Origin of the sequence: Xanthomonas hortorum pv. cynarae, assembly GCF_002939985.1 — a bacterium.
Classification (GTDB): Bacteria; Pseudomonadota; Gammaproteobacteria; order Xanthomonadales; family Xanthomonadaceae; genus Xanthomonas; species Xanthomonas hortorum_D.
The window spans coordinates 184,197-196,508 of sequence record NZ_MDFM01000001.1 but is presented as its reverse complement, the minus strand read 5'-3'; the positions used below and the strand labels follow the sequence as shown (position 1 = coordinate 196,508).

11 protein-coding genes are annotated in these 12,312 nt (G+C 65.1%); 8 read left to right on the top strand and 3 right to left on the bottom strand.

The window, feature by feature from the left end; genetic code table 11:
* Window positions 1-85 precede the first annotated feature (85 nt).
* Together XcyCFBP4188_RS00995 and grxC are read right to left on the bottom strand one after the other, a co-directional pair.
* Window positions 86-481 (bottom strand): carboxymuconolactone decarboxylase family protein, encoded by a 396-nt coding sequence (locus tag XcyCFBP4188_RS00995; protein ID WP_006451740.1) that lies wholly within the window; start codon window positions 479-481, stop codon window positions 86-88.
* Entirely contained in the window at window positions 478-786 is a 309-nt protein-coding gene (gene grxC, locus XcyCFBP4188_RS00990; protein ID WP_006451739.1) for a glutaredoxin 3, read from the bottom strand. The genes XcyCFBP4188_RS00995 and grxC overlap by 4 nt, the downstream gene beginning before the upstream one ends.
* Before the next feature lie 148 nt (window positions 787-934).
* Between grxC and XcyCFBP4188_RS00985 the strand changes: the two genes are divergently transcribed.
* From XcyCFBP4188_RS00985 to lpxH, 8 genes are all read left to right on the top strand, one after another.
* On the top strand, window positions 935-2,581 hold the full coding sequence (locus XcyCFBP4188_RS00985; protein ID WP_006451738.1) for a M48 family metalloprotease: 1,647 nt from the start codon (window positions 935-937) through the stop codon (window positions 2,579-2,581).
* 195 nt (window positions 2,582-2,776) lie between these two features.
* Window positions 2,777-3,466: a phosphate regulon transcriptional regulator PhoB gene (gene phoB / locus XcyCFBP4188_RS00980; RefSeq protein ID WP_006451737.1), complete on the top strand. Its 690-nt coding sequence runs from the start codon at window positions 2,777-2,779 to the stop codon at window positions 3,464-3,466.
* 79 nt (window positions 3,467-3,545) lie between these two features.
* Window positions 3,546-4,874, top strand: coding sequence for a phosphate regulon sensor histidine kinase PhoR (gene phoR, locus XcyCFBP4188_RS00975; protein ID WP_006451736.1), 1,329 nt, complete (start codon window positions 3,546-3,548; stop codon window positions 4,872-4,874).
* A 121-nt stretch (window positions 4,875-4,995) separates the two neighbouring features.
* Window positions 4,996-7,098 (top strand): polyphosphate kinase 1, encoded by a 2,103-nt coding sequence (ppk1, locus tag XcyCFBP4188_RS00970; protein ID WP_043909862.1) that lies wholly within the window; start codon window positions 4,996-4,998, stop codon window positions 7,096-7,098.
* Between the two features lie 165 nt (window positions 7,099-7,263).
* Window positions 7,264-8,790 carry an exopolyphosphatase gene (ppx, locus tag XcyCFBP4188_RS00965; RefSeq protein ID WP_006451734.1) on the top strand — a complete coding sequence of 509 codons (1,527 nt, stop codon included), beginning with the start codon at window positions 7,264-7,266 and terminating at the stop codon, window positions 8,788-8,790.
* A gap of 223 nt (window positions 8,791-9,013) precedes the next feature.
* Window positions 9,014-10,150, top strand: a complete 1,137-nt coding sequence (locus tag XcyCFBP4188_RS00960) for a glycosyltransferase family 4 protein (protein ID WP_006451733.1) — start codon at window positions 9,014-9,016, stop codon at window positions 10,148-10,150.
* On the top strand, window positions 10,131-10,673 hold the full coding sequence (locus tag XcyCFBP4188_RS00955; RefSeq protein WP_043909856.1) for a phosphatase PAP2 family protein: 543 nt from the start codon (window positions 10,131-10,133) through the stop codon (window positions 10,671-10,673). Before XcyCFBP4188_RS00960 ends, XcyCFBP4188_RS00955 begins: the two co-directional genes overlap by 20 nt.
* Before the next feature lie 320 nt (window positions 10,674-10,993).
* Window positions 10,994-11,737: a UDP-2,3-diacylglucosamine diphosphatase gene (lpxH, locus tag XcyCFBP4188_RS00950; RefSeq protein ID WP_006451731.1), complete on the top strand. Its 744-nt coding sequence runs from the start codon at window positions 10,994-10,996 to the stop codon at window positions 11,735-11,737.
* A gap of 31 nt (window positions 11,738-11,768) precedes the next feature.
* Here the strand turns inward: lpxH and XcyCFBP4188_RS00945 are convergent, their stop codons facing one another.
* Window positions 11,769-12,188, bottom strand: a complete 420-nt coding sequence (locus tag XcyCFBP4188_RS00945; protein ID WP_006451730.1) for a hypothetical protein — start codon at window positions 12,186-12,188, stop codon at window positions 11,769-11,771.
* Between the last annotated feature and the right edge of the window lie 124 nt (window positions 12,189-12,312).

Here is a 12,312-nt window from a genome sequence, read left to right as displayed (position 1 = left end):
GCGGCGCACACAACCGGCTCGCTTTGACGAATCCCGAATCACCAATTCCGACTCACACGCCGGTCGGCACCGGATCCGTTACGCATCAATCGTGCGCGTTCTGCGCCGGCGCCTGGGCGCCGCCTTCGAGCTGGTCGAGAAAATCCACCGCGCGACGCAGATGCGGGATGACGATGGAGCCACCGACCACCAGGCCGACCGAGAAGGTTTCGAAGAACTCTTCGCGGGTCACGCCGGCCTCCTTGCATTGGGCGACGTGGTAGCTGATGCAGTCGTCGCAGCGCAGCACCATCGAGGCGACCAGGCCGAGCAGCTCCTTGGTTTTGACGTCCAGCGCGCCGGCCTGATAGGTCTGGGTGTCCAGCGCGAAGAAGCGGCGCACCACCTGGTTGGGCTCGGCCAGGATGCGTTGATTCATGCGCTGGCGGAATTCGGTGAACTCGCGCAGACGGTCGTCGCTGCCGCCCTCGTGCTCACTCATGCCTGGCCGCCCGTGGCGCCGGCCAGTAACGGTTCGAGCTTGCCGGCGCGGTGCATGGCCATCATGTCGTCGTAGCCGCCCACGTGGACGTCGCCGACGAAGATCTGCGGCACGCTGGTGCGCTTGGCCAGCGCGACCATCTTGTGACGCTCGGCCGGGTCCAGGTCGATGCGCACCTCGGTCCAGGTCCGGCCCTTGCTCTTGAGGAAGTTCTTGGCCGCCACGCAGTACGGGCAGATCGCGGAGGAATACAGGGTGATCTGCGGGCCGGTGGCCGCATCCTGCACGTTAGGGTCTTGGCTCACGGGAAACTCCGTGGTTGGTCTGAGGTCTGACAATGGTACCGGGCGACTGGAATTTCCATGTCGTCACCGCAACACTGTGGATTAACTGTCGATTCACGCCCCTGCGCCGTGCTGCCCGCATGCTCCGCGCATCACCTGGGAGTTCCACTTGCGCCTGCTACCGCTCGCCACCGCCCTCACGCTGGCCGTTGCCATGGGTGTGGCACCTGCGCAGGAAAGCCGCCTGCCCGATATCGGTTCGTCTGCCGGCGAGTTGCTGACCCCGGCGCGCCAGGCCGAGTACGGCAAAATGATGCTGGCCGAGTTGCGCAACTACGACTATGTGCTGGACGACCCGCTGGTCACCGATTGGCTGCAGACCATGGGCACCCGGCTGGGCGCCAACAGCGACCAACCGCAGCAGCCGTTTACGTTTTTTATGCTGCGCGACCGCCAGATCAACGCCTTCGCCACCCTGGGCGGCTACATCGCGGTCAACGCCGGGCTGGTGCTGACGGCCGAGCGCGAGGACGAAGTGGCCGCAGTGCTGTCGCACGAAATCGCCCACGTCACCCAGCAGCACGTGTTGCGCGGGGTGGAGCGGGCGCAGCGCGATCAGATCCCGATCCTGCTCGGCATGCTGGCGGCGGTGGTGGCCGCGCAACAGGCCGGCGGCAATTCCAAGGGCGACGCCACCATGGCCGGCATCACCAGCGCCATGGGGCTGATGCAGCAGCGCCAGATCGACTACACCCGCTCCAACGAGTCCGAAGCCGACCGGCTGGGCATTCGCACGCTGGTGCGCAGCGGCTACGACGTGGATGCGATGGCCGGCTTCTTCGAGCGCATGTCGGTGGCGATGCGCGCCAACGAGGGCGGCTACAGCGCGCCGGACTTCCTGCAGACCCACCCGGTCACCGTCACCCGCATCAGCGAGGCCAAGGCGCGCGCCGAACAGATGAAGAAGAACACCGTGGTGCTGACCACCTCGGTGCCGGGCGGCACGCGCCAGGAGCGCGTGAATCCCTCTGATCCTTCGCTGTCGGAGCCACTGAGCCACAACGGCAACGCGATTCTTCCGTATGCGCTGCGGTTGCCGGTGGATGCGCTCAGCCGCAGCGGCGAACAGCAGGGCTTCGATTGGGCCAAGGAGCGCCTGCGCGTGCTCAGCGCGGCCACGCCGGATGCGGCCATCCGCGAATACGAGACTCTGCGCCGCAGCGCCAAGGGCGGCCTGACCGATGCGCAGCGCTACGGGCTGGCCCTGGCGCGCTTGCGCAACAGCGGCGGGCGGCCAAGCGAGCCGGTGGCCGAACTGGCCAGCCTGCTGGAGGCGCATCCGGATAATTTATGGCTGACGCTGGGCCTGAGCGAGGCGCAGGCGCGCGTGGGCCAGCGCGAGGTGGCCAATGCGCGTTTCGATGCGCTGCTCAAGCAATTGCCGACCAACCGTGCGGTGGCGCTGACCTATGCCGGCGCGCTCAACGAGCAGGCGACCGAGACATCCGGCCAGCGTGCGCGCCAGGTGCTGGAACCGCTGCTGTATCGCAACAGCGATGATGCGTTGTTGCAGCAGACCTACGCCCGCGCCTGCGAATTGGCCGGCGACCAGCTGCGCGCCAGCGAGGCCTATGCCGAATCGGCGTACTTGAACGGCCGCGCCGAACAGGCGCTGATCCAGCTGGAGGCGCTGAAGAAGAAAGATCTCGATTATGTGACACGTGCGCGCGTGGACGCCCGCATTGCCGCCATTACGCCCACGGTGCTGGAACTGCGCCGCCAGGGCATCCGCGACCCGGATCTGTCCACGCGTTAGCGCATGTCATGCAGTGCGGTAATGTCACTTTTCGGGATGACAAATGGCGTGCTCGATGCCGCAACGCCTGCCTGTCGCCTCGCAGCACAGCCCGCTTATGAGTGTCGCGAACGACGTAATGCGCCCGCCATGTCACATTAGAGTCACAAAACCGTAGTCTACTGGCGACCATCGAAGCCAGACGGTAAGCCCCGCGTGCAGAAACGCATCCTGATCGTCGACGACGAACCCGCAATCCGCGACATGGTGGCGTTCGCGCTGCGCAAGGGCGAGTTCGAACCCATCCATGCTGGCGACGCCCGCGAGGCGCAGACCGCCATCGCCGACCGTGTGCCGGACCTGATCCTGCTGGACTGGATGTTGCCAGGCACCAGCGGGCTGGACCTGGCGCGGCGCTGGCGCAAGGAATCGCTGACTCGCGAGATTCCGATCATCATGCTGACCGCGCGCGGCGAAGAAAACGACCGCGTCGGTGGCCTGGAAGCCGGGGTCGACGATTACGTGGTCAAGCCGTTCTCGGCGCGCGAGTTGCTGGCGCGCATCCGTGCGGTGATGCGCCGCACCCGCGAGGACGACGAAGATGGCAGCGTGGCCGTGGGCCGGCTGCGCATCGATGGCGCCGCGCATCGGGTGTTCGCCGGCGACGCGCCGGTGCCGATCGGCCCGACCGAATACCGCTTGCTGCACTTTTTCATGACCCATCCGGAGCGCGTGTATACGCGCACCCAACTGCTGGATCATGTCTGGGGCGGCAGCGTGTACGTGGAAGAGCGCACCATCGATGTACATATCCGCCGCCTGCGCAAGACGCTGGAACCGTTCGGCCTGGAAAACATGGTGCAGACCGTGCGTGGCTCGGGCTACCGTTTCTCTTCGGCCGCCTGATGCCTGCCGCACAGGCCGGCCCGGCCGTTGACACCGGTCGGGCTGCGTGCCTACCCGACGCTCCGTGGTAACGCCTTCCATGCCTCAACATATTCGTTCCGCCTGGTTCAAGACGCTCGGTACCCTGGCGCTGTTGCTGGGCGCTGCCGTGCTGACCGGCGTGCTGATCGAACATGTGTGGATGGCGCTGACGCTGACTGCACTGGGCGTACTGGCCTGGCATTACTGGCGGCTGCGGCAGGTGCTGCGGCGGCTCACTGCGCGCCAGCGTGCCGAGCCGGCGGCCGGCGTCGGTGCCTGGAACGAACTGGATCGGCTGCTCTATCGCAGCCAGGCCGAAATGCGCGGGCGCAAGCGTCGCCTGATCGACATGCTGCGCACCTACCGCGCCGCCGCACAGGCGTTGCCCGATGCGGTGGTGGTGGTGGATCGCAACAGCCAGCGCGTGCAGTGGTTCAACAAGGCGGCCGGTGGCCTGCTTGGCCTGCATCATCCCGGCGATATGGGCGTGTCGGTGGTGGAGCGGTTGCAGCCGTTGCCGTTGGCGCATTGGCTGGCGGCCGGTCGCAATGCAGAACCCATGCTCGATGCTGCCTCGCCGGTCGATCCGGATCTACGTTTGAATCTGCGCCTGATCCCGTATTCCGACGATTACTGGCTGCTGGTGGCGCGCGATGTCAGCAAGCTGCTGCGGCTGGAGCAGGTCCGCCGCGACTTCGTGGCCAATGTCTCGCACGAATTGCGCACGCCGCTGACGGTGGTACACGGCTATCTGGACATGCTCGACCCGGAGGACTTCCCCGACTCGGGCCCGATGCTGGCGGAGATGCGCAAGCAATCGCAACGCATGGCGCAGCTGGTCGAAGATCTGCTGACGCTGTCGCGGCTGGAATCGCAGGAAGAACTCGGCGAAGAACATGTGGCGATGGCGCCGATGCTCTCGACCTTGCGCCGCGAGGCCGAAGCGCACAGCCAGGGCCGCCACACGGTGGAAGTGTTCGATGAGGCCGGCGTGGATCTGCTTGGCTCCAACAAGGAACTGCATAGCGCGTTCTCCAACCTGGTCACCAACGCGGTGCGCTATACGCCGGGCGGTGGGAAGGTGACGATCCGCTTCATGCGCGATGGCGATGGCGCGGCACTGGCGGTGCGTGACACCGGCTACGGCATTCCCGCCTCGCATCTGCCACGCATCACCGAGCGCTTCTATCGCGTCTCCAGCAGCCGCTCGCGCGAGAGCGGCGGGACCGGGCTGGGGTTGTCGATCGTCAAGCACATCCTGGGGCTGCATCAGGCGCGGCTGGAGATCGAAAGCGAAGTCGGGCGCGGCAGCGAATTCTCGTGTCATTTTGTGGCTGCACGCGTGGTGCAGCGCGATCAGTCCCTGCCACTGTCACGCTCGGCGTGATATGTAGTGGGTGCGCGTCGCAGCGCGGTGCGATGCACCTGCGCAGCGCGCGCCAAGTCGCACCGTGCTGCATGTTGCGCGCGCTAACGACGCATTCCATTCCGTCTTGATGATCGACTCCATGGGCCACGCCAAACACTCCCACGACACCGCTTCTTCCGAAGAGATCGCCGCCGATCCGTTGCGCGAGCCGTCGCTGTATATCAACCGCGAACTGTCGCAGCTGGATTTCAATTTCCGGGTGCTGGCGCAGGCGCTGGATGAGCAGGTCCCGTTGCTGGAACGGCTGCGCTTCCTGTGCATTTCCTGCACCAACCTGGACGAATTCTTCGAAATCCGCGCGGCCACCGTCCGACATGCGCAGGAGTTTGGCCTGCCGCCGGCGCCGGACGGCTTGAGCCCGACCGCCATCCTCAACGCAGTGCACGATCGCGCGGCAAAGTTGGTCGAGCAGCAGTATTACGTGTGGAACGAAGTGCTGCGCCCGGCGATGGAAACGGCCGGCGTGGCGGTGCTCAGCCGAACGGTGTGGAATTCGCGCCAGAAGCGTTGGCTACGTGCCTACTTCCGCAACGAGATCATGCCGGTGCTGTCGCCGTTGGGGCTGGACCCGGCGCATCCGTTCCCGAAGATTCTCAACAAGACCTTGAACATCGTGGTGGTGCTGGAGGGCCAGGATGCGTTCGGCCGCGCCGGCCACCTGGCCATCGTGCGGGCGCCGCGCTCGTTGCCGCGCATCATCCAGCTGCCGGCCAGTCTGTCGCCGGATGGAACGCAAAGCTTCGTGTTCTTGTCGTCGGTGCTATCTGAGTTCGTGGATGAGCTGTTTCCGGGCATGCAGGTCAAGGGCTCGTATCAGTTCCGCGTCACCCGCAACTCCGAGTTGGTGGTGGACGAGGAAGAAGTCGAAAACCTGGCCTTGGCCTTGCGCGACGAACTGGTCACGCGCGGCTACCGGCCGGCGGTACGGCTGGAGATCGCGCACGACTGCCCGTCGCCGATCATGCGCACCCTGCTGCAGAACTTTGGCTTGAACGAAAACGCGGTGTACCGCATCGTCGGGCCGGTCAATCTGAGCCGTGTCACCCAGGTCTACGATCTGGTGCAGCGCCCGGAACTGAAGTATCCGTTGTTCAATCCGCGCACCTTGCGCGACAACGACGGCATCTTCGAGATCGTCAAGAAGGGCGATGTGTTGTTGCATCACCCCTTCGATGCGTTCACTGCGGTGCTGGACGTGATTCGCCAGGCCGCGGTCGACCCGAACGTGCTGGCGATCAAGCAGACGCTGTACCGCACCGGCAAGGACTCGTTGATTGTCGATGCGTTGATCCTGGCCGCGCGCAACGGCAAGGACGTCACCGTGGTGGTGGAGTTGCGCGCGCGCTTCGACGAAGAAGCCAACCTGGGCCTGGCCGACAAGTTGCAGGAAGCCGGCGTGCAGGTGGTGTACGGCGTGGTCGGCTTCAAGACGCACGCCAAGATGCTTCTGATCGTGCGACGCGAGGGCCGCAAGCTCAAACGCTACGTGCATCTGGGCACCGGCAATTACCACAGCGGCACCGCGCGTCTGTACACCGACATCAGCCTGATCACCGCAGATGTGGAAATCGGCAACGATGTGCACATGCTGTTTCAGCAATTGTCCGGTCTTGCACCGCGGATGAAGCTGGAGCAGCTGCTGCAATCGCCGTTTACCCTGCATACCGGGGTGCTGAAGCGGATCGAACGCGAAACCCGGCTAGCCCGCAATGGTCGCCCGGGCCGCATCATCGCCAAGATGAATGCCCTCAACGAGCCGCAGGTGGTGCGCGCGTTGTACGCGGCGTCGCAAGCCGGTGTGCAGATCGATCTGATCGTGCGCGGCGCCTGCACGCTGCGGCCGGGCGTGCCGGGCTTCTCCGACAACATCCGCGTGCGTTCGATCGTGGGGCGCTTTCTGGAGCACAGCCGCGTGTACTGGTTCGGCAACGATGGCGCGGCGGAACTGTATTGCGCCAGTGCCGACTGGCTGGAACGCAACCTGTTGCGGCGCGTGGAGACCTGCTTCCCGATCCTGGACCCGGACCTGGCCAAGCGGGTCTATCGCGAAGCGTTGCAGAACTACCTGGACGACAACGTCAACGCCTGGGAGCTGGATGCCGAGGGCGTCTATCACAAGCGCACGCCGGGCCCCGGCGAGCCGGCGCATTCGGCGCAGATGACCTTGCTCGATCGGGTCTAACGAGCGGCTGACAACACGTAGCGCGCAGTCGTGCGTTGGTGCCGGCGGCGCAGCGCAGCCGGCTCGTGGTTGGTACGCGGCGCCACACGCGCCTTGCCGCAGTGTGCGCAGTCGTTTTGTCGGTGCCTCTCACGGGGCCAACCATCCATCGGCTACCATGCGGCCATGCCAACACCCTCCCCCACGATACCGCCACTGCGCGACGGCGATTACCTTGCCGCCATCGACTTAGGCTCCAACAGTTTCCACATGGTCATTGCGCGCTACCTGATGGGTCAGCTGCGCGTCGTCGATCGCCTGCGCGAGACCGTGCGCATGGCCGATGGCCTGGATGGCAAAGGTGGCATTTCCAACGAAGCGCGCCAACGCGCGCTGGAATGTCTGGCGCGCTTCGGCCAGCGCATTCGTGAAGTGCCGTCGTTGCGCGTGCGTGCGCTGGCCACCAACACGGTGCGTCAGCTGCGTTCGCCACAAGCGTTCCTGATGCCTGCCGAAACCGCGCTCGGGCATGCGATCGAGGTGGTCAGCGGCCGCGAGGAAGCGCGCCTGATCTATCTGGGCGTTGCGCATGCGCAGCCGCCCAAGCCCGATCAGCGCCGGCTGGTGATCGACATCGGCGGCGGCTCGACCGAGTTCATCATCGGCCGCGGTTTTCAGACGCTGGAACGTGAAAGTCTGCAGGCCGGCTGCATCGCCAGCACACGACGTTTTTTTCCCGGCGGCAAGTTGTCGAAAAAGAAATGGAAGGACGCGCTGACCGAGATCGGCGCCGAGTTCCAGCAGTTCGCCAATCAGTACAAGGCGCTGGGCTGGCACGAAGCGATCGGCTCGTCCGGCACCCACAAGGCCATCGGCGAAATCTGTGCGGCGATGAAACTCACCAAGGGCGCGATCACCGCCGAGGCGCTGCCGGCGCTGCGCGATGAACTGCTCAAGGCCAAGCGCATCGAAGACATCCAGCTGCCCGGATTGGCTGCCGAGCGGCGCCCGATCATTGCCGGCGGCATTCTGGTGCTCGAGGCTGCATTCCAGGCCCTGGGGCTGGAGAAGCTGATGGTCAGCAAGGCGGCGATGCGCGAAGGCATCCTCTACGACATGCTCGGCCGCGGCGGCGAGAACGACCCGCGCGACAGCTCGGTGGCCTCGTTGGTGCAGCGCTACGGGATCGACGAAGTGCAGGCCCAGCGCGTGGAAGCCACCGCCTGCCGCCTGTTCGATCAGGTCTGCGAATCCTGGCAACTGGATGGCGACGATGCGCAGGTGTTGCGCCGCGCCGCGCGGTTGCACGAGCTGGGCTTGATCATTGCGCACAGCCAATATCACGTGCACGGCAGCTACATCCTGGAGCATTCGGATATCGCCGGTTTCTCGCGGCAGGAGCAGCAGGTGCTGGCGTCGCTGGTGCGTACGCACCGGCGCAACGTGCCCAAGACCGCGTTCGAGGCGCTGCCGGATCGTCTGTTGCTGCCGACCCGACGCAAGGCCGCATTGTTGCGGCTGGCAGTGCTGCTGCATCGCGCGCACGAGTCCGACCCGATTCCGACCCTGGAACTCACTGCCGATGACACCCGACTGTCATTGATCCTGTCGCAAAGCTGGATCGACTCGCGCCCGTTGCTGCGCGCCGATCTGATTGGCGAAGTCGAAAGCATGGCCGGGCTGGGAATCGCGTTCAAACCGTTTGTGACCTGAGGCCGGTGGCCTCAGGCGGGATGGGAGATTCGGGATTGGGGATTTGTTGATCCCGGCATACCATGTGTTGCGGGCTTGCTGACATTTGCACAGCCCGCTTCTGCGAATCTCCAATCCCGAATCCCAAATCCCCACTCCCGTCGCGCTTGTCACCGCCGCGACTTATCGTCGCAACATCCATGCCATCGCTCTCCCGGAAGCTAGCCAAAACCGGAGAACGGGCATGCGCTACGCGATCGTTACCGAAACCTATCCCCCCGAAGTCAATGGTGTGGCGCTGACCGTGCACGGCCTGGAAACCGGCCTGCGCGCACGCGGACATCAGGTGGACGTGGTGCGCCCGCGTCAGAGCGGCGATACGGGACCGGCGACTGCATTGTTGGTGCGCGGCGCATCGCTGCCGCGCTATCCGGGGCTGAAATTCGGGCTGCCGGCAACGCAGCGGCTCATCCGTCATTGGCGAATCACGCAACCGGATGCGATCTATGTGGCCACGGAAGGCCCCTTGGGCTGGTCGGCGATGCGTGCAGCGCGCCGGCTCGGCATCCCGGTCGCCACCGGCTTCCATACGCGTTTCGACGAATACCTGCCCGACTACGGCGCCGCCTGGCTGCAAGGCACCGCGTTGCGCTGGATGCGGCGCTTTCATAATCAGGCCGATGCCACCCTGGTGCCGACGCGCGAACTGCAGCAATTCCTGCGCGAAGGCGGATTCGAGCGCGTGCAATTGCTGGCACGCGCGGTGGACAACCAGCAGTTCGATCCGGCGCGACGCGATCACGCGCTGCGTGCCGAATGGGGCATCGAAGGTGAAGGCTTCGCTGCAATCTACGTCGGACGCATCGCCAACGAAAAGAACCTGCCCCTTGCCATCCATGCCTTTCGCAAGCTGCAGCAGATCCGCCCGAAAGCACGCTTTGTGTGGGTGGGCGATGGCCCGGCACGCGACAAGATCGCGCACGAGAACCCCGATTTCATTTTCTGCGGCATCCAGCGCGGCGAGGCGCTGGCACGCCACTTCGCCAGCGGCGATCTGTTCCTGTTCCCCAGCCGCAGCGAGACCTTCGGCAACGTGACCCTGGAGGCGATGGCCAGCGGTGTGGCCACGGTCGCTTTCGATTACGGCGCCGCACGCGAGTATCTGCGCAGCGGTCACAGCGGCGCGGCAGTCGAGACCGACGCGGCGTTTATCCAGGCCGCCGTCGCACTCACCGACGACGACGCGATGCGCCAGCGCATGGGTGCTGCGGCCGCGCAAGCGATGCAGAAACTGCACCCGGACAATGTGGTGTCCGATTTCGAAGCCTTGTTGCTGGGCATCACTGCTGCACGGGGGCGTTATGTCGGCAACGCGGCTTGAGGTTCTACGCGGTCACGAAGCGCGCTGGTGCCGGCGCGCCAATCACTGGTGCCGGCGTCACCCGGTGCGGCGCGCGTTCGCCACCATCAGCCGGCTCGGCGATGGGGTGTTCTGGTATGGCCTGATGGGCCTGTTGGTGCTGCTCGACGGCATGGACGGCGTACGCGCATCTGCGCACATGGCAGCCACCGGTGTGCTCGCGCTGACCTTGTACAAGTCACTCAAACGCTGGACGCGGCGCCCGCGCCCGTATGCAGCCGACGTGCGCATTCGCGCCTGGGTAGCGCCGCTGGACGAGTTCAGTTTCCCCTCCGGCCACACCTTGCACGCGGTGTCCTTCAGCATCGTGGCGCTGGCCTACTATCCGTGGCTGGCACCGTTGCTGGTGCCGTTCTCGGCGGGCGTGGCGCTGTCGCGGGTGGTGTTGGGGCTGCATTATCCAAGCGATGTGCTGGCTGCGACCGCGATCGGGGTGGTGCTGGCCAGTTTGTCTTTGTGGGGATTGCCGGTGTTGTTGGGGTAAAAAGCAGGGACCAGCAGCGCAGAGATTCTCTGACGAGCAAGCAACCTCGCCACTCCCTTCTCCCCTCGGGAGAAGGTGCCCCGCAGGGGCGGATGAGGGTACGTGCGAAGCCTCGCGCACTCGCCGTAGAAGATCTCTCGCGAAGGTTGATAAAAAGCCAACACGCAGCCATTGCAACTTCAGCGTGTGGCTTCGCCCCGTACCCTCACCCCTACCCCTCTCCCGCAGGGAGAGGGCATTTCGCTCCGTGCTTGTCCTGCTCACGCTGCCTACCCCAGCGTCCCGGTTCCCGTCCCGCGCTGCCGCCGTACAATGGCGCAATGACGACCCTGTTCATTTCCGACCTGCATCTGGATCCGGCCCGGCCGGCGATTACTGAGCTGTTTCTGGACTTCCTGCGCACGCAGGTGCCCGGCAGCGACGCGCTCTACATCCTCGGCGATCTGTTCGAAGCCTGGATCGGCGATGACACCCCGTCGGCCGCCGCAGACGCTGTCGCCACTGCGCTGCATGCCGTCGCCGATAGCGGCGTACCGGTGTTCTTCATGGCAGGCAACCGCGATTTTCTGGTTGGCCAGACCTATGCGCAGCGCGCCGGCTTCCGCATCCTGCCCGATCCCACCGTCATCGATCTGTACGGGCATCCGACGCTGTTGATGCATGGCGATCTGCTATGCACCGACGACACCGCCTATCAGGCGTTCCGTGCACAGACGCGCGACCCGGTGTTTCAGGCGCAGTTCCTGGCCCAGCCGCTGGCCGCACGGGTAGCGTTCGCGCAGCAGGCGCGCGCGGCAAGCCAGGCGCGTCAATCGGAACTCAAGCAGGGCGATCAATTGCGCTTCGAAACCGTTACCGACGTCGCACCGGCCGAAGTGGAAGCGACCTTCGTGCGTTATGGCGTAGATCGCTTGATCCACGGTCATACCCATCGCCCCAACGTGCACACGCTGCAGGCCGGTGGCCACACCTGCACGCGCATTGTGCTGGGCGACTGGTACGAACAAGGCTCGGTGTTGCGTGTGGATGCCGGTAGCATCGCGCTGGAGCAGTTGGCGCTTTAACGTGGCTGAGAGAACCTAGCGAGCAAAGGCATCACTGCACGCTACGCGCATGCTCGGCGTAGTCGACAAAATCGGCATTGACCACGTCGTACCAGAGTACTGTGCCATCGGCTTGCACGCGGAAGCGGTCGCGTACCGGGCTGGTCTGCGGGTCGCCAGGGCAGTCGTTGCCATGGCGCTCGTGCACTGCGAATTCGAAGGCATCCGGGGTGGGCGCATCGCCCTGTTCGGACAGGATGCTGATGCAGTTGTCCGGATAAAAATGATCGCTCTGCAAGCGCGCTTCCAGCACATGCAGGGCGCGCGCCTCGGCATCGTTGCCGGTGGGCGTTGCCGTCGCCACAGCAGCGGGCTTGGGTTGCGAGGGAGCCGGCGCGGCGGGTTGCTGTTTGCAGCCGGCAACCGCAAGTACGGCCAGGCAAAGCGCCGCATAACGCAAGGACTTGGACATGAGTGCTCCGCTCCACAAGACAAGGCCGGCAGTTGCCGACGGTGCGCCTAGTCTGCGTTACACCCGCGCGCGGGTGTAGCGGCAAAAGCCCGGCACATGGAGTGCCGGGCCGACAGCGAAACGC

Excerpts from the sequence above, each read along its gene's own strand:
- XcyCFBP4188_RS00995 (WP_006451740.1), bottom strand. The coding sequence starts at position 481 with ATGAGTGAGCACGAGGGCGGCAGCGACGACCGTCTGCGCGAGTTCACC.
- phoR (WP_006451736.1), top strand. The coding sequence starts at position 3,546 with ATGCCTCAACATATTCGTTCCGCCTGGTTCAAGACGCTCGGTACCCTG.
- ppk1 (WP_043909862.1), top strand. The coding sequence starts at position 4,996 with ATGGGCCACGCCAAACACTCCCACGACACCGCTTCTTCCGAAGAGATC.
- ppx (WP_006451734.1), top strand. The coding sequence starts at position 7,264 with ATGCCAACACCCTCCCCCACGATACCGCCACTGCGCGACGGCGATTAC.
- XcyCFBP4188_RS00960 (WP_006451733.1), top strand. The coding sequence starts at position 9,014 with ATGCGCTACGCGATCGTTACCGAAACCTATCCCCCCGAAGTCAATGGT.
- XcyCFBP4188_RS00955 (WP_043909856.1), top strand. The coding sequence starts at position 10,131 with ATGTCGGCAACGCGGCTTGAGGTTCTACGCGGTCACGAAGCGCGCTGG.
- lpxH (WP_006451731.1), top strand. The coding sequence starts at position 10,994 with ATGACGACCCTGTTCATTTCCGACCTGCATCTGGATCCGGCCCGGCCG.
- XcyCFBP4188_RS00945 (WP_006451730.1), bottom strand. The coding sequence starts at position 12,188 with ATGTCCAAGTCCTTGCGTTATGCGGCGCTTTGCCTGGCCGTACTTGCG.